Origin of the sequence: Pseudonocardia kujensis (assembly GCF_021283305.1) — a bacterium.
Taxonomy (GTDB): domain Bacteria; phylum Actinomycetota; class Actinomycetes; order Mycobacteriales; family Pseudonocardiaceae; genus Pseudonocardia; species Pseudonocardia kujensis.
On sequence record NZ_JAJSOK010000011.1, the window covers coordinates 102,343 to 127,242 of the forward strand.

The following is a 24,900-nucleotide window of genomic DNA, read 5'->3' on the forward strand; positions in this document are numbered from 1 at the left end:
CCGCCCTCCGAGTGCGGCCGGATCAGGGCGTGGGGGAGGTGGTGGCGTTCGTCAGGTCGTAGAGCGTGACGCCGTCGACCGTGCGCGCGGTGAAGTTCCGCTGCACCCACTGCGCGATCTGCGCGGCCGCGTCGCTGCCCCCGGTGTTCGAGCCCCGGGCGTCGGAGCCGGCGCCGCCGACGAACCAGTGGATCCGCCCCTCGGTCACGTCCTGCCGGAACTGCGTGAGGGTGGGGGCGGGGTCGGTGCCGTTGAAGCCGCCGACCGCCATGACCGGGGCGTCGGCCGCCAGCTGGTAGCCCGCCGCGGCGTTCGAGCCGACGGCCGCGGCGACCCACGTGTACTCGGACGCGTCCTCCTGCAGCAGCGTCGTCACCGCTGCGGGCGGGGTGGTGGTGCCGAGGAGGGAGCCGAAGCCACCGCCCATGCCGCCGAAGCCGGTGCCGGCGGTCCGTGGGGTCCTTGCGCCGCCGGCCGTGCCGCCGGGAATGCCGGAGGCGCCGGGCTGTCCGTGCTGTGCCTGCCCGCTAGGTGCCTGTCCGCTCTGTGCCTGTCCGTTGGGTGCCTGTCCGTTGGTCGCCTGCCCGGTGCCGAACCCGCCGCGCAGGCCACCGCCGGGACCGCCGAAGCCGCCGGTGCCCCGGAACCCGCCGCCGGGTCCGGCCATCCCGCCCGGACCCCGCATCCCGCCGCCCGACGGCCCTGAGCTGGGGATCGCGCCGCTGTGCGGCTGGGCGGCGGTCGCCCCCGACCATGCGGCGGTCCCTCCGAGGGAGGCGAGCACCGCGGCCGACACGACGCCGGCGGAGAGCAGCCGCGGGAGCTTGTGCACGCCGAGCAGCGCCCCGGCCGTGAGCACGCCGAGCGCGAGGACCGTCCAGCGCAGCCACGGCAACCACGAGCCCAGGAGCGCGAAGGCCCAGGCCGCGCTCACCGCGACCGCGAGGGCCAGGTGGACCCGCGCCGTCGTCGTGGTGCGGATCCGCCACAGCTCCGCCGCGCCCGTGCCGGCGAGCGCGCCGATCGCCGGGGCCAGCGCCACCGTGTAGTACGGGTGGATGATCCCGGCCATGAAGCTGAACACCAGCCCGGTGATCAGCAGCCAGCCGCCCCAGGCGATCGTTGCGGCGCGGACGCGGTCGGTGCGTGGCCGGCGGGCGGTCAGCCACAACAGCCCCACCAGGAGGATCAGCGCCGCCGGGATCAGCCACGCCGCCTCGGAGCCCATCTCGGACCCGAACAGCCGGCCGATGCCCGTCCGGCCCCAGCCGCCGCCCGCCCCGCCGCCGACGCTCCCGGTCTCGTCGCCGGTGAGCCGGCCGAAGCCGTTGTAGCCCAGCACCAGCTCCATCACGGAGTTGTTCTGCGAGCCGCCGATGTAGGGCCGCGACGCAGCCGGCCACACCTCCACCACCAGCACCCACCACCCCGCGGCGGCGACGAGCGCGACGCCCGCGAGCAGCAGGTCCCGGATCCGTCGTCCGAGCCCCGTCGGCGCGGCGAGCAGCCACACCGCGGCGAGCGCCGGGACGATCAGGAAGGCCTGCAGCATCTTGGTGAGGAAGCCGAGGCCGAGGAACACGCCGGCCAGAGCGAGCCACCGCCCGTGCCCGCGCTCGAGCCCGCGCAGCGTCGCCCACACCGCGGCGACCAGCAGCAGCACCAGCAGCGCGTCGGGGTTGTTGAACCGGAACATGAGCGTGGCGACGGGAGTCAGCGCCAGCACCGCGCCCGCCAGCAGGCCGGCGGCGTGCCCGGAGGTCCGCCGCACGGTCGCGTACAGCACCCCGACGGCGGCGATCCCCATCAGCGCCTGCGGGACGAGGATGCTCCAGCTGCTCAGCCCGAAGATCCGCACCGACAGCCCGGCGACCCACAGCGCCGCGGGCGTCTTGTCCACGGTGATCGCGTTGGCGGCGTCGGACGACCCGAAGAACCAGGCCTTCCAGCTCGCCCCGCCGGCCTGCGCCGCGGCCGCGTAGAAGGCGTTGGCCCAGCCGGAGGCCGAGAGGTTCCACAGGTAGAGGAACCCGGTCCCGACCAGCAGCACCGCGACCGACGCCCGCTCCGGCAGCGTCCGCCTCCGACGCGGGGGTGGCTCCGGGGCCATGGGCGAATCGACGGGGCGCGTCAGGGAGCTCGTCACGCTGCCCGACGCTGGTCGGCGTCGCTGTGGTGCTCCGGTGCCGCACCTGTGCGCCGGCTGTGAGCGCCACCTCCGCCGTGATCAAGGAAGGTCCGCGCAGGAATCGCCCGTGGCGCCTGGCCTTGATCACGGCGACCGTCACGCGGTCGCAGTGTCGGCGGCAGTCCCGTGCCACCCGGAACGACCTTGGCTGATCTGGCCGCGCGAGCGTCACACCACGGTTGTGCGGGCAGCGCTCTGGTAACTCGCGGAACGATCTTCTCGGCGCCCTCGTGGGAGGGGGGCGAGTGCCTCGGTGAAGATCGGTGCCGCTTGCCCTTGATCACGGTCACCGTCACGCGGTCGCAGTGTGGGCGGCAGTCCCGTGCCACTCGGATCGATCTTGGCTGATCCGGCCGCGCGAGCGTCACAACACGGTTGTGCGGGCAGCCCTCCCGCGATCCTCGGAACGATCTCCCGTGGCGCCTTACACCCGCGCCGGCGCCTCGGCGACCGCGGGAGCAGGAGCGAGCGGGAGGGTCACCCGGAACTCGGTGCGGCCCGGGCGGCTCTCCAACCCGACCCGCCCGCCGTGGGCGGCGACGACGGCGTCGACGATCGCCAGGCCGAGGCCGGTGCTGGCGGTGTTGTTGACCGCCCGGGCGCGACCGGCGGAACCGCGGGCGAAGCGCTCGAACACGTGCGGCTGCAGCTCGGCCGGGATGCCGGGACCGGTGTCGACCACGCTGAGCACGGCGACCCCGTCGGCCGCCCGGAGGCCCACGGTCACCTCGGTCCCCTCGGGGGTGTGGGTGCGCGCGTTGGCCAGCAGGTTGGTGAGGACCTGGGTGAGTCGCGAGGCGTCGCCGGGCACCGTGACCGGCTCCTCGGGCAGGTCCAGCTGCCAGCGGTGGCCGGGGCCGGCGGCGTGGGCGTCGGAGACGGCGTCGAGCACCAGCCGGGTGAGGTCGACGGGCGCGCGTTCGAGCGGGCGGCCGGCGTCGAGACGGGCGAGCAGCAGCAGGTCCTCGACGAGCGTGCTCATCCGCTCGGCCTGCGACGAGATGCGGGTCAACGCGTGCGTGGTGCCCTCCGGCAGCGCGGCGCCGTCGCGGCGGGTCAGCTCGGCGTAGCCGCGGATGGCGGCAAGCGGGGTGCGCAGCTCGTGGCTGGCGTCGGCCACGAACTGGCGCAGCCGGGTCTCGCTGTCCTGGCGGGCCTCGAGGGCGCCCTCGACGTTGTCCAGCATGCGGTTCAGCGCCGCCCCGACCTGACCGACCTCGGTGCGCCCGTCGATCTCGGGGACCCGGGCGGCCAGCTCGACCTCGCCCCGGTCGAGCGGCATCGCGGAGACCTTCGCCGCGATGCCCGCGACCTCCTCGAGCGGCCGCAGCTCGCGCCGGACCAGTACCGTCGCCGCGATCGCGGCACCGCCGAGCGCCACCCCGATCACGACGAGCTCGATCACGACCAGCCCGTTGACGACGTCCGCGACCTCCTGCGCGGGCTGCCCGAGCACCAGGACGGAGCCGTCGGGCGCAGGCACGGCCACGGCGCGGTACTCGCCGAGCGAGAGCGCCACGGTCTGCGGGTGGTCACCGGGACGCAGCGCCGCGAGCTGGGCGACGTCGGCCTCGGGCACCGCTCGCGAGGAGCCCCGCCGGTCGGTGACCGCCGCCTGGTCGACGACGCCCCCGCGCACCACCGCGCCGAGCGTGCCGGGTTTCTGCGCGGGGCCGAGGAAGGCGTCGGCCCGGGTCACACCGGGCGGGGCGGGCTCGTAGCGGGAGAACTGGAAGCGGGCCGCGCCGCCGAGCACGTCCTCGTCGAGGCGGTGGTAGAGGAAGCTGCGCAACGCGATCGCCGTCGCGACCCCGATGACGGCGCAGGCGAGGGCGATCAGCAGCAGCACGGTGACCACGAGCCGGGCCCGCAGCGTCCGGCTCCGCGCCACGACCCGGTCGGTCACCCGTGCGGCCATGGCTCGTCCTCACCCCGCGGCGGGCTTGAGCACGTACCCGGCCCCGCGCACGGTGTGGATCATCGGCGCCCGCCCGGCGTCGATCTTCTTGCGCAGGTAGGAGACGTACAGCTCCACCACGTTGGACTGGCCGCCGAAGTCGTAGTGCCACACCCGGTCGAGGATCTGCGCCTTGGACAGCACCCGCCTGGGGTTGCGCATGAGGAACCGCAGCAGCTCGAACTCGGTGGCGGTGAGCTCGACCTCGGTGTCGCCGCGGCGCACCTCGTGGCTGTCCTCGTCGAGCACCAGGTCGCCGACGACGAGCTCGGAGCCCTGCCGCGCGGCCGTCATCCCGGCCCGGCGCAGCAGCCCCCGCAGCCGCGCGACCAGCTCCTCGAGGCTGAACGGCTTGGTGACGTAGTCGTCGCCGCCCGCGGTCAGGCCGGCGACCCGGTCCTCCACCGCGTCCTTCGCCGTGAGGAACAGGACCGGCACCTCGGGGCTGTCCGCACGCAGCCGGCGCAGCACCTCGAGCCCGTCGAGATCCGGCAGCATGATGTCGAGGACGACCGCGTCGGGCTTGAAGTCCCGCGCGGTCCGGACCGCGGTGAGCCCGTCGCCCGCGCTGCGCACCTCCCAGCCCTCATAGCGCAGCGCCATCGACAGCAGGTCCGAGAGGGTGGCCTCGTCGTCGACCACCAGGACGCGGACGGGGCTGCCGTCGCCGCGGCGGAGTGGTGCGGACTGTTCGGTCACCTCGGTCATGGTAGGAGCCTCGCCCGCGCGGCTGTGGCGCCGGTGGGCGCTCCCTGTGCGCCGGCTGTGAGACGGGGAGCCCGCCCCGCACACGGCCCGCGGCATGGCGCCGCGCACACAGGGGCGGTCGACGCGGTGGGCGCCGGTCGCGGAAGCCGCTTCCCCCCAACCCTCACTCCGCCGCCGGATCAGGAGCACGCGATGTCCCTCCTCCCGGCGACGCGGGTGGCATGCAGCGCCCCGCCCGGCGTCGACCCGGCCACCTGGCAGGCGGCGATGGCGGCCTGCGTCGCCCTCGGCCCCGGCCCGGGCGACACGACGAGCGCCGGCTGACGGAGCCCCTCGGGCCCACGGTTCGATCACGGGGCGGTCCCGGCCCGGCCGGCCGGGCCGCCCTGTACTAGTTTTCGCCGGTGCACGCGGAGAGGTCGCCGGTCGTCGTCGGTGTCGGGCAGGTGCTGGCCAACCGGGACCGGACCGTCGCGGGGGCCCGCGAGCCGCTCCGGTTGATCGCCGACGCCGTGCACGCGGCCGCCGCCGACGCCTGCGGCAGCGGTACCCGGCTGCTCCGCGAGGTCGACGCGATCACCGTCCCGCACGTCGCCAGCTGGGCCTATGCAGACCTGCCCGCCCTGCTCGCCGAGCGGCTGGCGGCGAGCCCGGCGCGCACCTTCGCCGCGCCCGTCGGCGGGCAGTGGCCGGCCGCGCTCGTCGACGCCGCCGCCGCGCGGATCGCGGCGGGAGAGTCCCGGATCGAGCTGGTCGCGGGCGGGGAGGCCTCGGCGTCGCTGGGGGTGCTGCAACGCGCGGGCGTCGACCCGGGCCCCGACCTCGGCTGGACCACCGAACCCGGTGGCGTCGCCCCGATCGGGCCCGACGACCTCGGGAGCCCCGCCATGCAGGCCGCCGGCCTCGTGCTGCCGACCCGGGTCTACCCCATGGTCGACACGGCCTTCGGGCACGCCGTCGGCGAGACCCCGGCGGAGACGATGGCCTCCGGGGCCGCGGTCTTCGCGGCCTTGAGCGAGGTCGCCGCGAAGAACCCGATCGCCTGGAACCCGGCGGCCAAGGAACCGGCGGACATCCTGCGCGTCGGGCCGGAGAACCGGATGATCTGCGAGCCCTACCCCCTCGCGGTCAACGCGTTCCCGCTGGTCGACCAGGCCGCGGCGCTGCTGCTGACCTCGCAGGCCGTCGCCCTGGAGCACGGCGTGCCGGAGGAGCGGCTCGTGCACGTCTGGGGCGGGGCGGGGGCCGCCGACGCCGCCGACGTCCTCGCCCGGCCCGTGCTCACCGGCTCGCCGGCGCTGTGCTCGGCGCTCGACCGGGCCCTCGCCTCCGCGGGCCTCGCCGCCGACGCGGTCGACCTCGTCGACGTCTACTCCTGCTTCCCGGTGGTGCCCCGGCTCGCGAGCCGCTACCTCGGGCTGCCCACGAGCGCGCTCGCCGGCGCGACGGGCGGCCACTCGTCCTTCGGGGGGCCGCTCTCGACCTACACCCTGCACTCGCTCGCGGCCTGCGCCGAGCGCATCCGGGACGGGGCGGGCACCGCGCTCGTGCACGCCAACGGCGGGTACCTCACCCGCCAGCACGCCGTCGTCCTCGGCCGGGAGCGGCACGTCGACGGGTACATCGGCGACCCCGAGCCGCACGACACCGCCGTGCCCGGCCCGGCGCCCTGCCCGGTCGCCGAGGTCGCCGACGCGCCGGTGCGGATCGAGGCCGCGACGGTCGAGTACGACCGCGACGGCCATCCCGCGCAGGGGTTCCTGGTCGCCCGGACCGCCGACGGCCGCCGCCTCGCCGGCTGCACCGCCGAGGGCGACGCGGCCAGCGCGCAGGCGCTCACGGTGTTCCCGGCGGGGCCGTCGGAGCCGGCGGGCGAAGCCGTGGTCGGGCGCGAGGTGCGGGTGCGCCCGGTGGGGGACCGGATCCAGGTGGACCCGGTCTGACCGACACCGGCCGACGGGCGCAGCAGCCCGTGGACCTTCAGGCCCCCGGCTGCGGTGGGCCGGGCCTAACGGGCCCGCCAGTAGCCCGTGGCGTAGACGGCCCGGCGGTTCAGCTTCCGCTCGCCGAGCAGGTGCGCGCGGATCTCCTTCACCGCGGCGGACTCGCCGGCGAGCCAGGCCTGCCCCTCGCCCTCGGGGAAGGTCGCCGCCTGCACCGCCGCCACCAGCGGCTCCCCGGCCGGGGCGGTGCCGCGGTGCACCCAGGTGACGGTGGCACGGCCCGGCAGCTCCTGCTCCTCGCCGGCGTCGGCGACCTCGAGGATCGCCAGCGCCGGCACGTCGGCGGGCAGCGCCTCCAGCACCGTCGCCACGGCGGGCAGCGCCGACTCGTCGCCGATCACCACGTGGAAGGCCGACGCCGGGTCCGGCACCCAGCGCCCACCGGGCTCCGAGACCCCGACCCACGAGCCCGGCGCGGCGTCCTGAGCCCACGCCGCGGCCGGGCCGTACCCGTCGTGGAGCACGAAGTCGACGTCGAGCTCGCCGGCGGCCGGGTCGAAGCGGCGCACGGTGTAGGTCCGGATCGTGGGGCGCGGCTCACCCGCGGGCCAGACGGGGCCGCCGGTGCTCGCGCGCGGCACGGCCGGCCGGTCCTGCCCCTCGACCGGGAAGAACATCTTGATCCGCCGGTCCGGCCCCGCGCCCGGGAACCCGGCCAGCTCCTCGCCGGTCAGGGTCACGCGGATCATCTTCGGGGTCACCCGGGTGCTGCGCCTGACCTGCAGCAGCCGGGGGGCGGTCGTGGTCACGGCGCACCATGGAACCACAACGCGCCTGGACCCCCGCGCCCACCGCGCTATGGATCCGTACTGCGGTCGGGGGCTGCTGTCGGTCGCGTTGTGGATCCGTACTGCGCTCGGGAGCCGCTCCCGGTCGCGTTGTGGATCCGTACTGCGCTCGGGAGCCGCTCCTGGCCGCGTTATGGATCCGTACTGCGCACATCCCTACTGCGGTCGGTTCTCCCCGCCAACCCGCTCCACGCCAGCTCCATCAGGTACTCCGTGGCCTGCTCGGCCGTGACCCGCGGGTCCCGCTTGCGCCACACCGCGAGCCGTTCGCACGCCCCGACGATCACCTGGGCCCAGCCCTGCAGCTGCAGCGCGTCGGTGTCGGGCGCGGCGACGCCGAGCAGCCCGGCGATGAAGTCCGTCTGCTGCGCGCGGATCGCCTCGACCGCCTCCGCGGCGATGCTCGCCTCCGAGTAGAGCAACGTGAAGGCGGGGGCACGGTCGTCGAGGAACCGGAAGAAGGCGAGCGTGCCGCGGCGCAGCATGTCCTCGGGGCCCTCGGCGGTGAACGCGGCCTCGGAGGTGACCTCCAGCAGCTCGGTGCGCGCCCGTGAGACACACGCCAGCAGCAGGCCCTCCTTGGAGCCGAAGTGCGTGTACAGCACCGGTTTCGTGACGCCGACCCGCTCGGCGACGGCGTCCATCGAGGCGTTGGCGTAGCCCCGCTCGGCGAAGACCGCGACGGCGGCGTCGAGGATCTGGCGCTCCCGCTCGGCCCGCGAGACCCGCCTGCGGGGCGAGGCGGCAGGGGTGGACGCCGCGCTCGTCTCCATGCCGCAGACCCTACCCCCGGCTTAGTTACCCGTGGTAAGTTACCGGCGGTAACACCCACCGGAGGGGAGCGAAGATGCTGGACACCCTGATCGTCGGCAGCGGGTTCGCCGGCCTGGGCGCCGCGGTGAAGCTGGACGAGGCGGGTCGCCGGGACTTCCTGATCCTGGAGAAGGGCGAGACGCTCGGCGGTACCTGGCGGGACAACGTCTACCCGGGCTGCGCCTGCGACGTGGAGTCGCACCTCTACTCCTTCTCGTTCTTCCCGAACCCCGAGTGGACGCGCACCTTCGCGCGCCAGCCGGAGATCCGCGCCTACCTCGAGGCCACGGCCGACCGGTACCGGCTGCGCGACCGCATCCGGTTCGGTGTCCACGTCACCGGCGCGGAGTGGGACGGCAGCGCGTGGGACGTCCGCACCAGCGGCGGCGAGACGATCCGTGCCCGGTACGTGCTCTTCGGCACCGGCGCGTTGCACGACCCCGCGGTGCCCGAGATCGAGGGCCTGGACCGCTTCCGGGGCACCGCGTTCCACTCCGCGCAGTGGGACCACGCCCACGACCTCGCCGGCAAGCGGGTCGCGGTGATCGGCACCGGTGCCAGCGCCATCCAGTTCGTCCCGGCGATCGCGCCCGAGGTCGGGCACCTGACGCTGTTCCAGCGGACCGCGCCGTGGGTGCTGCCCAAGCCGGACCGCCCGATCCCGGAGCGCACGCGCCGGGCGTTCCGCCGGTTCCCGCTGCTGCAGCGGCTCCAGCGGCTCTCGCTGTACTGGCGGCACGAGGCGCTGGTGCTCGGCTTCCTGCACCCCACGGTCATGAAGGTGGTGCAGCACCTCGGCCTCGCCTACCTGCGCACGGTGTTCGCCGGCGACGTCGAGCTCCGCAAGAAGGTCACGCCGACGTTCACCATGGGCTGCAAGCGGATCCTGATGAGCAACGACTACTACCCGGCGCTGCGCCGGGACAACGTCGCCGTCGAGACCGACCGGATCGCCCGCGTGACCGAGACCGGCGTGGTCACGGTCGACGCCGCGGGCCGGGAGACCGAGCACGAGGTCGACACGATCATCTTCGGCACCGGCTTCAAGGTCGCCGACGGCCTGGCCCGGATGAACATCACGGGGCGGGACGGCGTCAAGCTGGCCGACGCCTGGGCGGAGGGTCCGGAGGCCCTGCTCGGCACGACCGTGGCGGGCTTCCCGAACCTGTTCACGATCGTCGGGCCCAACACCGGGCTGGGGCACAGCTCGATGGTGTTCATGGTCGAGTCCCAGCTGAACTACGTGCTCGACGCCATGCGGACCGTCGACCGGCACCGCGCCGTCGCGATCGACACCCGCAGCGAGTCGCAGGCCGAGTTCAACGTCGAGATCCAGCGCAGGCTCGGCAAGGCCGTGTGGGCCAAGGGTGGCTGCGCGAGCTGGTACCTCGACGAGCACGGCCGCAACCGCACGCTGTGGCCCGGGTACACCTTCGACTTCCGCCGCCGCACGCGGAAGCTCGACCCCGGGCACCACGAGCTCGTCGCGTAGGCCCGCGAAGCGCGTCGACCCGGCCTGAGTACCCTCCCCGGGTATGCAGCCCGTCGCGGTCTACGCGATCCCGATGACCACCCGGTTCCGCGGGATCACGGTGCGCGAGGGGATGCTCCTGCAGGGTCCCGCGGGCTGGGGCGAGTTCTGCGCCTTCCCCGAGTACGGCGACGCCGAGGCCGCGGCCTGGTTCGCGGCGGCGCGCGAGGCGGCGGAGGTGGGCTGGCCCGAACCGGTGCGCGACACCGTGCCCGTGAACTGCATCGTCCCCGCCGTGGGGCCGGAGCGGGCGGCGGAGATGGTGCGCGCCTCCGGCTGCGCCACCGCCAAGGTGAAGGTGGCCGACCACCCGGACTCCGCGCGCGAGGATCTCGAGCGGGTCGCCGCGGTGCGGGACGCTCTGGGGCCCGCCGGGTCCGTCCGGGTCGACGCGAACGCCCGCTGGGACGTCGACACCGCCGTCCGGGAGATCCGCGCGCTCGACGCGGCCGCGGGCGGGCTGCAGTACGTCGAGCAGCCCTGCCCCACCGTGGAGGAGCTGGCCGCGGTGCGCCGGCGGGTCGAGGTCCGGATCGCGGCCGACGAGTCCATCCGCCGGGCCGAGGACCCGTTGCGGGTGGCGGTGGCCGGGGCGGCCGACGTCGCGATCCTCAAGTGCCTGCCGCTCGGTGGGGTGCGCCGGGCGTTGCAGGTCGCGGAGGCGTGCGGGCTGCCGTGCGTCGTGTCGTCGGCGCTCGAGTCGAGCGTCGGGCTGGCCGCCGAGATCGCGCTGGCGGCCGCCCTGCCCGAGCTGGAGTTCGCCTGCGGCCTCGGGACGGGCCGGCTCTTCACCGCCGACGTCGTGGCCGACGCCGACCGGCTGATCCCGCGCGACGGCGTCCTCCCGGTGCTGCGCACCGCCCCCGAGCCCGTCCGTCGCGCCGAGGTCGCGGCCGCTCCGGAGCGGGACGCGTGGTGGCGCGCCCGTGCCGGGCGGGTCGCGCTCCTGTGAGGACCGTCGTACCCGGACGTGTCCGCGGCGGCGCGCGGCGGCCGGGGTCGCGCCGCTCTACGCTGGCCGCGTCATGAGCGTCGTCGTGGTCGGGGCCGGGCTCTCGGGCGTGGCGTGCGCCCGGGAGGTCGCGCGCGCCGGCCTGGCGGTGAAGGTCCTCGACCGCGCGCACACCGTCGGCGGCCGCATGGCCAGCTCCCCGCACGACGGCCGCCCGGTCGACATGGGCGCGGCCTACTTCACCGTGCGGGACCCGGAGTTCGCCGAGGTCGTCGCGGGGTGGCGCAGCGCGGGGCTGGCGAGGCCGTGGACCGCCGAGATGGCGGTGCTCGCGCACGGGGACCGGTCGCGGTCGGCGGGCCCGATGCGGTGGGCGGCGCCCCAGGGCCTGCGCAGCCTCGTCGCGGCGCTCGCCGAGGACCTCGACGTCGAGCTGGACCACGAGGTCAAGCGGGTCGAGAAAGGGCCGCGGGTCGACGGCGAGCCCGCCGACGTCGTCGTGCTGGCCATGCCGGACCCGCAGGCGTTGCGCGTGCTCGCCCCCGGTCTCGGCGCGGTCGCGCTCACCTCGGACCGCCCGTGGCGCCCGGTGCTCACCGTCGCCGCCGGCTTCCCCACGCGGGAGTGGCCGGAGCTCTCCGCGGCGTTCGTGAACGACCACCCGGTGCTCACCCTCGTCGCCGACGACGGCGCCCGCCGCGGCGACGGCGTCCCGGTCCTGGTGGCGCACACCACCTCCGAGGTCGCCCGCTCCCACGACGCGGACCCGGGCGGCGCCGTCCCGACGGTGATCGCGGCCGTGCGCGAGCTGCTCGGGCTGTCCGAGGAGCCGGTGTGGACGGACGCGCACCGGTGGCGGTTCGCGGCCCCGGAGCTCGACCGCGCCGAGCCCTTCCACCTCGGCGACGACGGCATCGGGCTCGCGGGCGACGGCTGGGGCAGCTCCCGGATCGAGACGGCCTGGCGCTCCGGCACCCTGCTCGGCCGCGAGATCGTGAAGCGCCTGCAGCGTTAGCGCTGGTTGGCGATCGCCGCCCGGCACGACGTAGCGTCTGGGGAATGAGCGAGACCCGGACCGCCACCCCGCAGAACCCCACTCCGGAGCGCCCCTTCGGCTGGGACCGCGGCACGGAAACGGCCCGGATGGCGGACCCGGGCGAGGCCGGCCGTGCGGTGCTCGCGGAGCTGGCCGCGGCGCTGCCCGCGGACCGGGTGCTCACCGACCCCGACACCGCCCGCCCCTACGTGCACGACGAGGCGGAGTGGGCGGAGTACGGCGCGCCGCTCGCCGTGGTCCGGCCGCGGTCCACCGCCGAGGTCGCCGAGGTCGTCCGGGCCGCCGCGCGGCACCGGGTCCCGGTCGTGCCGCGCGGGGCCGGCACCGGCCTGTCCGGCGGGGCCAACGCCGTCGACGGCGGCCTGGTCCTGTCCCTGGAGCGGATGCGCGACATCGTGGAGATCGACGCGGGGGAGCGGCTCGCGGTCGTCCAGCCCGGAGTGGTCAACGACGACCTGCGCGCGGCGGCCGCGAAGGAGGGTCTCTGGTACCCGCCGGACCCGGCGAGCGCGCCGTGGTCGACGATCGGCGGGAACGTGGCCACGAACGCCGGCGGCCTGTGCTGCGTGAAGTACGGCGTGACCCGCGACTACGTGCTCGCGCTGGAGATCGTCACGGCCGCGGGCGGGATCGTGCGGGTCGGCCGGCGCACCGCGAAGGGCGTGGCCGGCTACGACCTCGCCGGCCTGCTGGTCGGCTCCGAGGGCACGCTCGGCGTGATCACGGAGGTGACCGTGCGGCTGCGGCCCGCGCGGACCACGCCGCCGCGCACCGTCGTCGGGTTCTTCGACACCCTCGCCGACTGCGGCGCCGCCGTGGCCGCGGTGACCGCCGCCGGCCTGCAGCCCTCGATCTTCGAGCTCGTCGACCGGCACTGCCTCAAGGCCGTCAACGACTGGAAGCACATGGGCCTGCCCGAGGACGCCGCCGCACTCCTGCTGGCCCAGACCGACCTCCCGGAGCCCGCCGCCACGGCGGAGGCGGACGGGATCCTCGCCGCGTTCGAGGCCAACGGCGCCCGCGACGCGCTCGTGTCGACCGACCCGGTGGAGGCCGACGCGCTCTTCGCCGCCCGCCGGCTCGCCTACCCGGCCTTCGAGCAGCGCGGCGACGCCCAGCTCACCGAGGACGTCTGCCTGCCGCGCAACCGGCTGGCCGCGATGCTGGAGCGGATCGAGGAGATCTCCGCCCGGCACGACACCTTCATCGGCACGGTCGCGCACGCCGGCGACGGCAACCTGCACCCGCTGATCATGGTGCCGCCGGGCGACCCGGAGGCGAAGGCGCGGGCCCAGCGGGCGTTCGACGAGATCGTCGACGCCGCGATCGACCTGGGCGGCACCGTGACCGGCGAGCACGGCGTGGGCCTGCTCAAGCGCGCCGGCATGCGCCGCGAGCTCGACCCGGGTTCGCTCGCCATGCAGGAGGCGATCAAGAAGGCCCTGGATCCGGACGGGATCCTCAACCCCGGCAAGGTGCTATAGATCATGAACCGGTTGTTCCCCGCGCTCGCCGACCCCACCGACGGGCCCGCCCTGCAGTTCCCCGACGGCACCGTCACCTACCGCGAGCTCGCCGCCCTGGCGTCGGACCTGGGTGCCCGGGTCGTCGGTCGCTCCCGCATCGCCGTCTGGGCCACCCCGACGCTCGCCGCCGCCACCGGCATCACGGCCGGGCTGCTGGCCGGCGTGCCGGTGGTGCCGGTGAACCCGAAGGCGGGGGAGCGGGAGCTCGCGCACATCGTCGCGAACTCCGCGCCCGAGCTGGTGCTGACCGCGCCCGGCGTCGAGCTGCCCGCGGCGATCGCCGGGCTGCCGCGGATCGACGTCGACGTCGCCGCGCGGCCCGACCCGCAGCCGTTGCCCGCCGAGCCGCCCGCGGACGCCCCGGCGCTCGTCGTCTACACCTCCGGGACCACCGGACCGCCGAAGGGCGCCGTGCTCTCCCGCGGCGCGGTCGCGGCCGACCTCGACGCCCTCGCCGACGCCTGGGCCTGGACCGGCGCCGACCGGCTCGCCCACGCGCTGCCGATCTTCCACGTGCACGGGCTCGTCCTCGGCACCCTGGGGCCGCTGCGCCGCGGCGGCTCGCTGCACCACCTCGGCGCGATCGACGGGCAGACGCTGGCCGCCGCGGTCGCCGACGGCGCGACCATGGTGTTCGGCGTCCCCACGCACTACCACCGGCTGGCCGCCGACTTCGAGGCCGACCCCGAGGCGGGGCGCACGGTCGGCGGGACCCGGCTGCTGATCTCCGGCTCGGCCGCGCTCACCGCCGTCGACCACGCCCGGATCGAGAAGGCCACCGGGATCGCGGTCCGCGAACGCTACGGGCTCACCGAGACGCTGATCCTCACCGCCGCCCGCGCCGACGAGGAGCCCGAGGTCGGCACGGTGGGCCGGCCCCTGGCGAACACCGAGGTGCGCCTTGCACCGCTGCCCGCGGTCGAGGGCGAGCAGCCCGACGGCGCCGACAGCGGTCTCGGCGCCGTCGAGGTCCGCGGTCCGCAGCTCTTCTCCGGCTACCTCGACCTCCCCGAGGCGTCGGCCGCCTCCCGCACCGACGACGGCTGGTTCCGCACCGGCGACATCGGCCGCTGGACGGACTCGGGCCTGCTGGCCCTGGTCGGCCGGCAGGCCACGGACCTGATCAAGTCCGGTGGCTACAAGATCGGCGCGGGGGAGATCGAGAACGCACTGCTGGAGCACCCGGCGGTCGCCGAGGTCGCCGTGGTGGGGGTGCCCGACCCCGACCTGGGGGAGAAGATCGTGGCGCACGTCGTGCCGGCGGGCGAGGCACCCGAGGCGCGGGAGCTCGTCGACCACGTCGCCGCCCTGCTCTCCCCGCACAAGCGCCCGCGCGAGGTCCGCTTCGTGGAGTCCCTGCCGCGCAACGCGATGGGGAAGGTGCAGAAGAAGCTGCTGTGAACGGGACGTGACGAGCGGTCCGCGCGACCATGGTTGTGGATCACCCGTATCGGGCATCCTCGTGCCATGGCTACCCCCACCCCGACGAACAGCATGAGGAAGACGACCGCGACCGACCGGCCGACGGCCGGCTACCGCGGGCCGGCCGCGGCGGGCGCCCCGAACCTGGCCGGCGTCGAGGGGGTGCGCTCGACCGTCTCCGGTGGCCCGGTCGTGCTCGAGTTCGAGCGGTACGACTCGCCCGACCTCCGGCTCGCGACCTCCGGCATCGTCCTCGCGGTCCACCGCACGGACGACCCGGCGCACCCCGAGGCGTTCTGGCGCCTCGACCTGCCCGACGCCGTCGAGGGCGAGCAGCTGCGCATCCCGGTGACCCCGCCGGACGTCGAGGGCGTCGACCCCGAGGTGCCCGCCGAACTGCGCGAGCTGGTGCAGGGCGTGCTGCGCGGCGCGGACGTCGCGCCCGTCGGCCGGATCCGCCGGGTCCGCACGGTTGATTCGCTGCGCGACGGCCGGCGTCGCGAGATCGCCGAGATCCGCCGCGACGAGGTCCAGCTCGCCACCTTCGGGGAGGCCACCACGCTGGAGAACTGGACCGAGGACGCCGTGACGATCTCGGGTGGCCCGGCCGGGTTGCTCGACGTGCTCGCCGAGCGGCTGGCCGCGACCGGTGCCGTCCCGGCGGACGCGACCGCCGAGGCCGAGCTCGACCGCCTGCTGCGCGAGGCCGCACCGCCGCCGCCGGCCCGCTGGCAGGGTCGGAAGGGCGCCTCCGGAACCGCGGTCCTCGGCTACCTCGCCGAGCACGCGGACCGGCTCGCCGCCGAGGACCTGCGGGCCCGCCGCGACGAGGAGGACGCCGTCCACCAGCTGCGGGTCGCCGCCCGCCGGATGCGCAGCGCGCTGCAGGCCTTCGCCCCGGTCTTCGAGGGCCCCCGGCCCGAGGCGTTGATCGAGGAGCTGCGCTGGCTGGGCCGCGCCCTCGCCCCCGCCCGGGACAGCGAGGTCCAGGAGGAGCAGATCACCGCCGCCGTGCGCGCGCTGCCGCCGGAGCTGGTGCTCGGGCCGGTCCAGGCGCAGATCACGCGCCACTTCGCCCGCTCGCGGGCCGAGGCACGGGCAGCGGCTATCGCCGCCCTCGACGGCGAGCGGTACGCCGCGCTGCGCGGGGCGATCGAGCACTTCCTGCAGGACCCGCCGCTGGCGAGGGGCGCCGGGTCGAAGAAGGCGGGGAGGAAGGCGCTCTCGGCGGCACTGAAGAAGGCGGACAAGCGGTTCGACAAGCGGGTCGCCGCCGCCCTCGACGCGCTGGCCTCGGGCGGGGCCTCGGACACCGCCATCCACGACGCCCGCAAGGCCGGCAAGCGCCTGCGCTACGCCACCGAGCTGGCCGGCACCCCCAAGCAGGCCAGGAAGCTGAAGACGATCACCAAGGCGCTGGGCGAGCACCAGGACGTCGTCGTCGGGCGGCAGCTGCTGCGCGAGCTGGGCGCCCAGGCGTCCGCGGAGGGCGAGAACGGCTTCACCTTCGGCATCCTCTACGGCCGCGCGCAGGCCGCCGCCGAGCGGATCGAGGAGCAGCTGCCGGAGCTGCGCCGGCACTGAGCGGAGCTTGCGGAGCGGGCGTCGACACCGCGCGGAGCTTGCGGAGCGGGCGTCGACACCGCGCGGAGCTTGCGGAGCGGGCGTCGACACCGCGCGGAGCTTGCGGAGCGGGCGTCGACACCGCGCGGGCTGACAGACTCGGTGCCATGGACGACGCACGGGACCCGGTGGGCGACCTCCGGCGGATCGCGTTCCTGCTGGAGCGCGCGCACGAGTCGACCTACCGGGTCCGCGCCTTTCGCACCGCCGCCGCAGCGCTGCGCGGCAAGGACCACGAGCAGCTCGCCGCGCTCGAGCGGTCGGGGGAGCTGCGCACGCTCAAGGGGGTCGGCGACGTCACCGCCCGCTGCGTCGCCGAGTCCCTGCGCGGCGAGGTGCCGGTCTACCTGCGGCGCCTGGAGGCGACCGAGGGCGTCGAGCTGGACACGGCCGCGGTCGAGCTGCGGGAGGCGTTGCGCGGCGACTGCCACAGCCACACGGACCAGTCCGACGGCGGCTCCCCGCTCTGGGAGATGGTCGAGACCGCGATCACGCTCGGGCACGACTACCTCGTCGTCACCGACCATTCGCCCCGGCTGACGGTGGCGAACGGGTTGTCCCCGGAGCGGCTGCGCCGCCAGCTGGAGCAGATCGCGGAGCTCAACGCCCAGCTCGACTCCGCACCCTCCGGGTTCCGGGTGCTCACCGGCATCGAGGTCGACATCCTCGAGGACGGCGCGCTCGACCAGGAGGAGGAGCTGCTGGCGCAGCTCGACGTCGTGGTCGCCAGCGTGCACTCCAAGCTGCGGATGCCGCGGGACGAGATGACGGAGCGGATGCTCACCGCCGTCGCGAACCCGCACGTCGACGTGCTGGGGCACTGCACCGGGCGGATGGTCACCGGGAAGCGCAAGCGCCCGGAGTCCGAGTTCGACGCCGACGCGGTGTTCGACGCCTGCGCGGAGCACGGGGTGGCCGTCGAGATCAACTCCCGGCCGGAGCGGCTGGACCCGCCGAAGCGCCTGCTCCGGTTGGCGGTCGAGGCGGGCTGCGAGTTCACCATCGACACGGACGCGCACGCCCCCGGTCAGCTCGACTGGCTCGACTACGGCTGCACGCGGGCCGTGCAGTGCGGCGTGCCGACCGAGAGGATCCGCAACACCTGGGGCCTGGAGGACCTGCTCGCGGCGCGCACCTGACCTCAGTCCGGCTCGGGGTCGGCCAGCTCGAAGTCGGCGAAGTCGAAGCCGGGAGAGACCACGCAGGAGAGGAGCGCGGGCTCCCGGCCCAGCAGCCGCGCGGACTGCCACGCGCCGGCCGGGACGAGCTGCTGCGGGTCCTGCACCTGCAGCGTCCAGGAGGCCCCGGCACCGGGCTCGCGCCCGATCCGGAGGTCGACCGCCGAGCCCGAGTGCCACAGCCACAGCTCGCTCGAGCGCACCCGGTGCCACCGTGACTCCCCGTCGAGCAGGTAGAGGATCGCCGTGGCGGTCGGTCGCGGACCGTGGTCGGTCTCGACGGTGACCGGTGAGGTCCAGGTCCGGCGGTACCAGCCGCCCTCCGGATGCGGGGCCAGGTCGAGCGCGGTGGCGAGGTGGGGCGGCGGCACGGGTCGAGTCTCGCGGGTCGCGCGGAGCCTGTCACGTGTGGTGAGCATCTTTCGTGACCTGGGGTGATCGGATGGCGACGCCCGGCGAGTCAGGTGCACGAACGAGGGCTACCCGACCGGGTGGCAGGGCTCGCGTCGCTCACGATCTGCGGTGAAATGGGCGCAGTCCTGATGCTCGAGTGACGAGAGGTGCTGGCGATGCGGACGTCCGGTCTGGTGCGGGCCCTTGCCGTCGCGGTGAGCGGTGCCGCGCTGCTGACCCTCACCGCGTGTCCCGCGAACGCGTCGCAGACCGGCTCGGAGGTCCCGGGCGCGCCGTCGTCCCCTCCGTCGTCCCGGGGCACGGCCGCCCAGGCCGCGGCGTCGCAGTGCCCGCGGACCGCGGCCGACACGCTGGGCTGGGGCGTGCCGACCCGGCAGTCGGACTTCGACGGCACCGCGCTGCCGCCGGACTGGCACCCGTACGGTCCCGAGCCCGGCCACGACGAGAAGGGCACCCGGACACCCGACGCGATCACCGTGGCCAACGGCCAGGTGACGGTCAGCGGCGACGAGCAGGGCACGACGGGCGCGATGAGCTGGCACCCCGGGCAGCGGTACGGCCGCTGGGAGGTGTGCGTGAAGTCCGACCCGGGCCCGGGCGGCTACCACCCGGTGGTGCTGCTGTGGCCGGTGAAGGAGGACTGGCCGAAGGGCGGCGAGATCGACTGGATGGAGATCAGCGCCGACGACCGCCAGACCACGGACTTCTTCCTGCACTACGGCGCCGACAACTCCCAGGAGAGCGGCTCGGTCCGGCACGACGCCACCGAGTGGACCGCGTACGCGCTGGAGTGGACGCCGCAGAAGATGACCGCCTACCTCGACGGCAAGGAGTGGTACTCCACCACGGAGACCGGCCACTTCCCGCCCGGCGCGATGAACATGACCGTGCAGCTGGACCTCTTCCCGCCCGCGGGCGGCAGGACGGCGATGCACCTGGACTGGGCGAAGCAGTGGGCACTGCCGGAGAGCGAGCCGGCCGAGCTGTCGCTGGCGCCGGGCGCGCCCGCGACCGGCCAGCCGGACCTGCACCCCGAGCGCACCCCCAAGCCCGTGTCCGCGCTGCCGGCATCGCCGGGGCCGGGCGCGACCAGGCCGCAGCAGGGCGGCTGACCCCTGGACTCGTGGGTGGCGGGGCGATAGGTACTGGGGCCGTCCCGCCACCTACGACCTCGTGGACGGCGGCGATGCTGGGGAGCCCTCGCCGCCGTCCACGCTGGTTACCTGCCCTGCAGGGCCGCGCGCAGCTCCTCGGTGGTCGGCGGCTGGGCGCCCCGCCGGGAGCAGGTGATCGAGGCCGCGGTCACGCACTCCTCGAGCACCTCGTCGAGCGTGAGCGCGGACAGCCCGCGCAGGGCCCCCCGCCGGGCCGGTCCGAGCAGGTCCCGCGCGTGCAGCGCGGCCAGCAGCGCGGCGGAGAAGCTGTCCCCCGCCCCCACGGTGTCGACGACCTCGACGGCCCGGCCCGGCATCGAGGTCCGGATCCCCTTCGCCGTCGCCGCCAGGACGCCGTCGCCGCCCAGGGTCACGGCGACCAGCGCCGGCCCGCGGCCCGCCCAGTCGTCGAGCACCTCGCCCGGCGGGACGTCGGGCAGCAGCCAGCGGAGGTCCTCGTCGCTGACCTTGACGACGTCGGCGACCGCGAGCATCTCGTGCACCCCGCGCAGCACCTCCGCGGGATCGCCCATGAGCCGCGGCCGGCAGTTCGGGTCGTAGCTCACGGTGGCCGAGCCCGCGGCCTTGGCCATCAGCTCGCGCAGGACCGGGGCGCCGGGCTCGACGGTGAGCGCCAGCGACCCCGAGTGCAGTGCGACGATCCCGTCGAGCGCGCCGGCCAGCTCGTCCGGCGTCCACTGCCAGTCCGACGTGCCGGTGATGCGGAAGTCGTAGTCCGCCACGCCGTCGGGTCCGACCTCGACCAGGGCCAGCGAGGACTGCTCGGGCGCGTCGACGACGTGGGACAGGTCGACGCCGTTGCCGCCCAGGTGCGCCCGCAGCCGCCGACCCAGGAAGTCCGACCCGAGCCGCGCGAGCATCCGGGCGCCGACGCCGAGGCGTGCCAGGCCGACGGCGACGTTGGCGGGGCTGCCGCCGGGAGCGAACTCGAAGTACCCCTCGGCGGGGGCGGGGACGACGTCGACCAGCGCCTCGCCCGCGACCGCGATCACACCGTTGTCAGCCACCCGGACAGCGTGCCAGAGGAGGCCGCCGCGATCAGCTCCCGACGCGGGAGGCCAGGTTGGCCAGCACGCCGTCGTAGATCCGGGTCAGGCCCTTCGGGGCGAAGGTCCGCTCGAAGAACCCGCCGATGCCGCCGGCGCCGTTCCACGTCGTCGTGATCGTGACCAGGCTGGCGCCCTCGCCCGCCGGCGCGACCCGCCAGGTCGTGACCAGCGAGGAGTTCGCGTCCTTCTCCACCACGGTGTCCGGCGTGGGCTGGGTGACGTCGGCCTTGACGTGGCGCACGCGCTTCTTCGTGGCATGCAGCTTCCAGGTGGCCGAGGTGCCGTCGCCCTGGCCGCCGGTCAGCACCGCGTAGTCGGTGAACTGCTCGGTCAGGATCTCCGGGCGGGTCTGCGCGTAGTCGGCGACGGCCGCACGGACGGTCTCGACGGGGGCGGGGACGGTTCGCTCGGACGTCGCGGTCACCTGTGCCATGCGTCCATCCTGCCCGGACCCGCGAACCGGCGCCCCAGGGGCGCCTGGTAACAGTTCCGGAATGCGGAGGATTCCGGTCGTGGTCGTCGCCGGTTTCCTCGGCGCCGGCAAGACCACGCTGCTCAACCACCTCCTCGCGCACTCGCTCGACGCCCGGATCGGCGTGGTGGTCAACGACTTCGGTGCCGTCGGGATCGACGCGATGCTGGTCGGCGGCACCGACGCGATGGTGTCGCTGGGCAACGGCTGCCTGTGCTGTGCGGTGGGGGAGGACGGCGTCGGGCCGCTGCTCGACCGGCTGACGCGCCGGCGGGACGAGATCGACGTGATCGTGATCGAGGCCAGCGGGATCGCCGAGCCCGGCACGCTGGTGCAGCTGATCCTGGAGGCGGCCAACCCGCACCTGGTCTTCGGCGGCCTGGTCGAGGTGATCGACGCCGTCGAGTTCGAGGCCACGCGCCGCCGGCACCCGCAGCTCGACGCGCACGTCGGCCTGGCCGACCTGCTGGTGCTCAACAAGGTCGACCGGGTCGACCCGGGGAAGGTGTGGCGGGTCCGGCGGCTGCTCCGCGAGGCCAACCGGCTGGCGCCGATCGTCCCGGCGGAGCACGGCGTCGTCGACCCGCGGCTGTTGTTCGACATCGAGGTGGTACCCGGCCGGCAGCTCCTGCTCGGGGAGCGGGTGGCCGCCGACGGCGACCACGCCGACCACCTCCACGCGGCCTACGACAGCGTCTCGTTCGTCTCCGACGCCCCGATGGACCCGCAACGGCTGCGGGACCTGCTCGACCGGCGGCCCGCCGGCGTCTACCGGATCAAGGGGTTCGTGGCGTTCGGTGTGCCCGGCCACCGGCAGAAGTACGTCCTGCACACCGTCGGCCGGTACGTCCGGTTCCGGCGCGCCCGCTGGGAGCCCGGCGAACCCCGCCGCACCAGCCTGGTGCTGATCGGCACGGGGATCGACACGGCGGCCGTCGAGGCCGAGCTGGCCGCCTGCGTGGCCGACGACTCGTCGCGCACCGACGCCGACGCGATGCTCCCCGTGCTGCGCTACACGTTCGGGGCCTGAGCCGCGCGCGGCCCCGGCGGCCGGAAGCTACCCGGGCGTAACCTCGGTGTGTGATCGCTCGCTCCGCGCGGGTCCTCGGTCTGCGACTCGCCTTCCGGTTCCTCTTCGGACTGCCGCGGCCGGTGAAGAGGCTGCTCGCGGGGGGTGAGGTGCGCCTGGAGGGGCAGCTCCTCGACCTCGACCTGCAGCTGCTCAGCCGCGCCGGGGACTGGCTCGCGCGGCTGACCGCGGCGCGCGGGCAGCTGGGCGCGGCGGCCCTGGCCGAGCAGCGCCGGCAGGCCGACGACGCCGCCGAGCTGGCCGCCGAGGGCCCGTTCGACGACGTCGTGACCCGCGACCTGGAGGTCGCGGGCGCCGAGGGCCCGATCCCGGCCCGGCTCTACGTCCCGCCGGGGCCACACGGTCCGGCCGGCCGTTCCGGCCTGCTCGTCTACTTCCACGGCGGCGGGTTCGTGCTGGGCAGCATCGCCTCCGCCGACCCGCTCTGCCGGCTGCTCGCCGCGCAGGCCGGCGTCCGGGTGCTGTCGGTGGAGTACCGGCTGGCGCCCGAGTACCCCTACCCGGCCGCGCTCGACGACGCCCTGGCCGCCTACCGTCACGTCCTCGCCCACGCCGAGGACCTCGACGCCGAGAAGACCCTGGTCGCCGTGGGGGGTGACAGCGCGGGCGCGAACCTGGCGCTGGTGGTGGCGCACGAGCAGGCGGTGCGGGGCGAGCCCCTGCCGGCCTTCGTCGTGGCCCTCTACCCGGCGACCGACGCCGAGCGGACCGGCGGCTCGCGCGTCGCGTTCGGGTCCGGGTTCGGGATCAGCGCCGAGGTGCTCGCCGCCATGGAGCAGATGTACCTGCCGGACGGCGTGCCCCCGGACGACGACCGCGGCGCCATCCTGCGCGCCGACGACCTCTCCGGCATGCCGCCGGTCTACCTCGCGACCGCGGGCTTCGACCCGCTGCGCGACGAGGGGGAGGAGCTGGCCGAGCGGTTGCGCGAGGCGGGGGTCCCGGTGGTCGCGCGGCGCTTCCCCGGGCTCATCCACGGCTACGCCAGCTTCACGGCGATCAGCCGGGCCGCCCACGACGCCACCTTCGACGCCGCCAGCGCGCTGCGGGCCGGGCTCGCGCTGGTCGACCGCGAGCCCGCCCCGCTCCGGACGGCCTGAGCTCAGGCGGTGGCGTGCGTGCCCAGCTCGTCGAGCACCTCGTCCGCCGCGATCGGGCCGATGCCGGAGTACCAGAGGTCGTCGGACACCTCGTGTGCCCGGCCCTGGGCCACCGCGGGGATGGCCGGCCAGAGCGGCCCGCCGAGCACGCTCGCCTGGTCCTCGCCGCCGGCCGCGCCGTAGGAGGCGTAGAAGAGCCGGTCGCCGTCGGCCTGCCCGATCTGCTCCCCGGACACCTCGGCGAACGTCCCGGGGACGCGCTGGCTCGCCGGCCGGGCCAGGCCGGCGTCGGCGAGGATCGTGCCGATGAAGGAGCCCTCGCCGTAGAGCCGGACCGCGCCGCCGGTGAAACGGACCATGCTGATCGTGGTGTCCGGCGCGAACCGCGCACCGGTCTCCTTCGCCTTGGCCCGGTAGTCGGCCAGGATCCGCTCCGCCTCGGCCTCCCGGCCCAGCGCCTGACCCGCCACCTGCAGGTTCTCCCGCCAGGCGACCCCGACGCGCTCGGCGAACACCGTCGGCGCGATCGCGCTGAGCTGCGGGTAGAGGGCCTCGTGGCGAACCTTGTTGGACAGGATGAGGTCCGGCTCCAGGCCTGCGATCCTCTCGAGGCCGAGCTCCGACTGGGTGCCGATGTTCGTGACGCCGGCGGTGCGGTCGGCGAGGTAGCTCGGCAGCGGCCCGTTCGCCACGGGTGAGGTCGCCCCGACCGGAGTGACGCCGAGGGCGAGCACGCTGTCCAGCTCGCCGGTGTCCAGCACCACGACGCGCTGCGGTTGCGCGGGGACCTCGGTGGTGCCCATGGCGTGGGTGACGGTCCGGGTCGCGGGCGAGTCCGAGGACCCCGCCGTGGGGTCGTCGTCGGAGGATCCGCACGCGGCGAGCGAGCAGGCCAGGGCGATCCCGGCCAGGACGGACAAGAGGCGACGCACCACAGCTCCCGAGGTCGTGAAGGGTTGTCTGACCTTAACGGGCAGATCGGACCTTCTTCGCTGTGATCGAGCACTCTCCCGTTTCGGTGAGTGCTCCGTCACGTTTCGGCGTCGTAACAGGCCTCGGGACAGTTTCGATGAATGGCGTGGCGGCGCTCTACCCCGGCGCGGACGCCGCCCGTTTCTCCCCGGTGCGACCAGCAAGAGCAAGAGGCAATGAGCACGTTCCCCGGCGACGCGTCCGTCGACTTCGTCAAGCAGGCCCCGGCCGATCGCCTGCCCACCCTCATCCGCACCCGATCGGGCTATCGCGTGTTCGATCCCACGCTGGTCGCCGGCACCCACTATCAGATCGACGACACCGGCACCCTCGTGTGGACGCGGCTCCCCGCGGGCTCCACGGCGCTCGCCGTCCTCACCGTCGGGGCCCTGTCCGGGCTCCTGCTGGGCGACGGCTGGATGCTCACCCTGCTGTGGTTCGCCGCGGGTGTCGTGGTCGCCACCGGCCTGGCGGGGCTCGTGCTCACGCTCGTGCACGCGATCGACGGGCCCGAGCGCCGCTACCGCAACCGGACCTGCGGTGCGCCGTACTCCACGGACGTCACCGATCGCGGGTCCCGCGCCTGGGAGCTCTGCGTGCAGGCCGAGCGCCTGGCGGCCACGCGGTCCTGGGTCGCGGGGCGGGTCGACCGCGGGCGTCAGCTGCCCGAGCTGCTCTGGGCGGGCGTCCTGGGCTCCGGCTGGGCGGCCGAGGAGATCGGCCGCATGGCCAACCCGTCGACCGGCCCGGACCTGCGCGCGCCGGCCTGATCACGACCACGGGGTGACGGGGCGCTCCTGGCGGCGCCCGTCGACGACGACGTCGAGCCGTAGGCACAGCGCGCGCGGGTGGCGGTCGGCGCGTGGCAGGTCTCGTCGAGCG

22 protein-coding genes are annotated in these 24,900 nt (G+C 75.1%); 13 read left to right on the forward strand and 9 right to left on the reverse strand.

Annotated elements, in window-relative coordinates:
• Positions 1-22 precede the first annotated feature (22 nt).
• The 3 genes from LWC35_RS10845 to LWC35_RS10855 form a co-directional block, all read right to left on the reverse strand.
• A complete protein-coding gene (locus LWC35_RS10845; protein ID WP_232869961.1) occupies positions 23-2,110 on the reverse strand; it encodes a glycosyltransferase family 39 protein in 2,088 nt (695 codons plus the stop codon).
• A 502-nt stretch (positions 2,111-2,612) separates the two neighbouring features.
• A complete protein-coding gene (locus LWC35_RS10850) occupies positions 2,613-4,106 on the reverse strand; it encodes a sensor histidine kinase (protein ID WP_232869928.1) in 1,494 nt (497 codons plus the stop codon).
• A 9-nt stretch (positions 4,107-4,115) separates the two neighbouring features.
• On the reverse strand, positions 4,116-4,853 hold the full coding sequence (locus LWC35_RS10855; RefSeq protein ID WP_232869929.1) for a response regulator transcription factor: 738 nt from the start codon (positions 4,851-4,853) through the stop codon (positions 4,116-4,118).
• A 192-nt stretch (positions 4,854-5,045) separates the two neighbouring features.
• On the opposite strand from LWC35_RS10855, the gene LWC35_RS39105 reads away from it, so the two are divergent.
• Entirely contained in the window at positions 5,046-5,177 is a 132-nt protein-coding gene (locus tag LWC35_RS39105) for a hypothetical protein (protein ID WP_269803911.1), read from the forward strand.
• 80 nt (positions 5,178-5,257) lie between these two features.
• Positions 5,258-6,796 carry a TLP1 C-terminal extension domain-containing protein gene (locus LWC35_RS40210; protein ID WP_232869930.1) on the forward strand — a complete coding sequence of 513 codons (1,539 nt, stop codon included), beginning with the start codon at positions 5,258-5,260 and terminating at the stop codon, positions 6,794-6,796.
• Between the two features lie 65 nt (positions 6,797-6,861).
• Here the strand turns inward: LWC35_RS40210 and LWC35_RS10865 are convergent, their stop codons facing one another.
• Entirely contained in the window at positions 6,862-7,605 is a 744-nt protein-coding gene (locus tag LWC35_RS10865; RefSeq protein ID WP_232869931.1) for a siderophore-interacting protein, read from the reverse strand.
• A 170-nt stretch (positions 7,606-7,775) separates the two neighbouring features.
• Positions 7,776-8,417 (reverse strand): TetR/AcrR family transcriptional regulator, encoded by a 642-nt coding sequence (locus tag LWC35_RS10870; RefSeq protein ID WP_232869932.1) that lies wholly within the window; start codon positions 8,415-8,417, stop codon positions 7,776-7,778.
• Between the two features lie 74 nt (positions 8,418-8,491).
• On the opposite strand from LWC35_RS10870, the gene LWC35_RS10875 reads away from it, so the two are divergent.
• The 7 genes from LWC35_RS10875 (at position 8,492) to LWC35_RS10905 (ending at position 17,707) form a co-directional block, all read left to right on the forward strand.
• Entirely contained in the window at positions 8,492-9,949 is a 1,458-nt protein-coding gene (locus LWC35_RS10875) for a flavin-containing monooxygenase (protein WP_232869933.1), read from the forward strand.
• Between the two features lie 43 nt (positions 9,950-9,992).
• A complete protein-coding gene (locus LWC35_RS10880) occupies positions 9,993-10,940 on the forward strand; it encodes an o-succinylbenzoate synthase (RefSeq protein ID WP_232869934.1) in 948 nt (315 codons plus the stop codon).
• 73 nt (positions 10,941-11,013) lie between these two features.
• On the forward strand, positions 11,014-11,955 hold the full coding sequence (locus LWC35_RS10885) for an NAD(P)/FAD-dependent oxidoreductase (RefSeq protein WP_232869935.1): 942 nt from the start codon (positions 11,014-11,016) through the stop codon (positions 11,953-11,955).
• Positions 11,956-12,083: 128 nt separating this feature from the next.
• The gene (locus tag LWC35_RS10890) at positions 12,084-13,481 is read left to right on the forward strand and encodes an FAD-binding oxidoreductase (protein WP_232869962.1); all 1,398 of its coding nucleotides are present in this window, start codon (positions 12,084-12,086) and stop codon (positions 13,479-13,481) included.
• A complete protein-coding gene (locus LWC35_RS10895; RefSeq protein ID WP_232869963.1) occupies positions 13,482-14,924 on the forward strand; it encodes an AMP-binding protein in 1,443 nt (480 codons plus the stop codon).
• 66 nt (positions 14,925-14,990) lie between these two features.
• On the forward strand, positions 14,991-16,529 hold the full coding sequence (locus LWC35_RS10900) for a CYTH and CHAD domain-containing protein (RefSeq protein WP_232869936.1): 1,539 nt from the start codon (positions 14,991-14,993) through the stop codon (positions 16,527-16,529).
• 146 nt (positions 16,530-16,675) lie between these two features.
• Complete coding sequence (locus tag LWC35_RS10905; protein WP_232869937.1) at positions 16,676-17,707, forward strand: PHP domain-containing protein; 1,032 nt, start codon at positions 16,676-16,678, stop codon at positions 17,705-17,707.
• Positions 17,708-17,709: 2 nt separating this feature from the next.
• On the opposite strand, the gene LWC35_RS10910 is transcribed toward LWC35_RS10905, so the two are convergent.
• Positions 17,710-18,117, reverse strand: a complete 408-nt coding sequence (locus LWC35_RS10910) for a cupin domain-containing protein (protein ID WP_232869938.1) — start codon at positions 18,115-18,117, stop codon at positions 17,710-17,712.
• A 198-nt stretch (positions 18,118-18,315) separates the two neighbouring features.
• Here LWC35_RS10910 and LWC35_RS10915 point away from each other — a divergent pair, with 198 nt between their 5' ends.
• Positions 18,316-19,272: a glycoside hydrolase family 16 protein gene (locus tag LWC35_RS10915; RefSeq protein ID WP_232869939.1), complete on the forward strand. Its 957-nt coding sequence runs from the start codon at positions 18,316-18,318 to the stop codon at positions 19,270-19,272.
• 107 nt (positions 19,273-19,379) lie between these two features.
• Here the strand turns inward: LWC35_RS10915 and LWC35_RS10920 are convergent, their stop codons facing one another.
• Positions 19,380-20,342 (reverse strand): carbohydrate kinase family protein, encoded by a 963-nt coding sequence (locus LWC35_RS10920; RefSeq protein WP_232869940.1) that lies wholly within the window; start codon positions 20,340-20,342, stop codon positions 19,380-19,382.
• A 31-nt stretch (positions 20,343-20,373) separates the two neighbouring features.
• Positions 20,374-20,817, reverse strand: coding sequence for an SRPBCC family protein (locus LWC35_RS10925; protein WP_232869941.1), 444 nt, complete (start codon positions 20,815-20,817; stop codon positions 20,374-20,376).
• Positions 20,818-20,878: 61 nt separating this feature from the next.
• Here LWC35_RS10925 and LWC35_RS10930 point away from each other — a divergent pair, with 61 nt between their 5' ends.
• Together LWC35_RS10930 and LWC35_RS10935 are read left to right on the forward strand one after the other, a co-directional pair.
• Positions 20,879-21,886, forward strand: coding sequence for a CobW family GTP-binding protein (locus tag LWC35_RS10930; protein WP_232869942.1), 1,008 nt, complete (start codon positions 20,879-20,881; stop codon positions 21,884-21,886).
• Between the two features lie 50 nt (positions 21,887-21,936).
• Complete coding sequence (locus LWC35_RS10935; RefSeq protein WP_232869943.1) at positions 21,937-23,046, forward strand: alpha/beta hydrolase; 1,110 nt, start codon at positions 21,937-21,939, stop codon at positions 23,044-23,046.
• Between the two features lie 2 nt (positions 23,047-23,048).
• Here the strand turns inward: LWC35_RS10935 and LWC35_RS10940 are convergent, their stop codons facing one another.
• Positions 23,049-23,978 (reverse strand): ABC transporter substrate-binding protein, encoded by a 930-nt coding sequence (locus LWC35_RS10940; protein ID WP_232869944.1) that lies wholly within the window; start codon positions 23,976-23,978, stop codon positions 23,049-23,051.
• Positions 23,979-24,194: 216 nt separating this feature from the next.
• Here LWC35_RS10940 and LWC35_RS10945 point away from each other — a divergent pair, with 216 nt between their 5' ends.
• Complete coding sequence (locus LWC35_RS10945; protein ID WP_232869945.1) at positions 24,195-24,788, forward strand: hypothetical protein; 594 nt, start codon at positions 24,195-24,197, stop codon at positions 24,786-24,788.
• Positions 24,789-24,900 lie beyond the last annotated feature (112 nt).

Coding starts and splice junctions, on each gene's coding strand:
- LWC35_RS10845 (WP_232869961.1), bottom strand. CDS start 2,110: ATGGCCCCGGAGCCACCCCCGCGTCGGAGGCGGACGCTGCCGGAGCGG.
- LWC35_RS10850 (WP_232869928.1), bottom strand. CDS start 4,106: ATGGCCGCACGGGTGACCGACCGGGTCGTGGCGCGGAGCCGGACGCTG.
- LWC35_RS10855 (WP_232869929.1), bottom strand. CDS start 4,853: ATGACCGAGGTGACCGAACAGTCCGCACCACTCCGCCGCGGCGACGGC.
- LWC35_RS39105 (WP_269803911.1), top strand. CDS start 5,046: ATGTCCCTCCTCCCGGCGACGCGGGTGGCATGCAGCGCCCCGCCCGGC.
- LWC35_RS10870 (WP_232869932.1), bottom strand. CDS start 8,417: ATGGAGACGAGCGCGGCGTCCACCCCTGCCGCCTCGCCCCGCAGGCGG.
- LWC35_RS10875 (WP_232869933.1), top strand. CDS start 8,492: ATGCTGGACACCCTGATCGTCGGCAGCGGGTTCGCCGGCCTGGGCGCC.
- LWC35_RS10880 (WP_232869934.1), top strand. CDS start 9,993: ATGCAGCCCGTCGCGGTCTACGCGATCCCGATGACCACCCGGTTCCGC.
- LWC35_RS10885 (WP_232869935.1), top strand. CDS start 11,014: ATGAGCGTCGTCGTGGTCGGGGCCGGGCTCTCGGGCGTGGCGTGCGCC.
- LWC35_RS10890 (WP_232869962.1), top strand. CDS start 12,084: ATGGCGGACCCGGGCGAGGCCGGCCGTGCGGTGCTCGCGGAGCTGGCC.
- LWC35_RS10900 (WP_232869936.1), top strand. CDS start 14,991: ATGGCTACCCCCACCCCGACGAACAGCATGAGGAAGACGACCGCGACC.
- LWC35_RS10905 (WP_232869937.1), top strand. CDS start 16,676: ATGGACGACGCACGGGACCCGGTGGGCGACCTCCGGCGGATCGCGTTC.
- LWC35_RS10915 (WP_232869939.1), top strand. CDS start 18,316: ATGCGGACGTCCGGTCTGGTGCGGGCCCTTGCCGTCGCGGTGAGCGGT.
- LWC35_RS10925 (WP_232869941.1), bottom strand. CDS start 20,817: ATGGCACAGGTGACCGCGACGTCCGAGCGAACCGTCCCCGCCCCCGTC.
- LWC35_RS10930 (WP_232869942.1), top strand. CDS start 20,879: ATGCGGAGGATTCCGGTCGTGGTCGTCGCCGGTTTCCTCGGCGCCGGC.
- LWC35_RS10945 (WP_232869945.1), top strand. CDS start 24,195: ATGAGCACGTTCCCCGGCGACGCGTCCGTCGACTTCGTCAAGCAGGCC.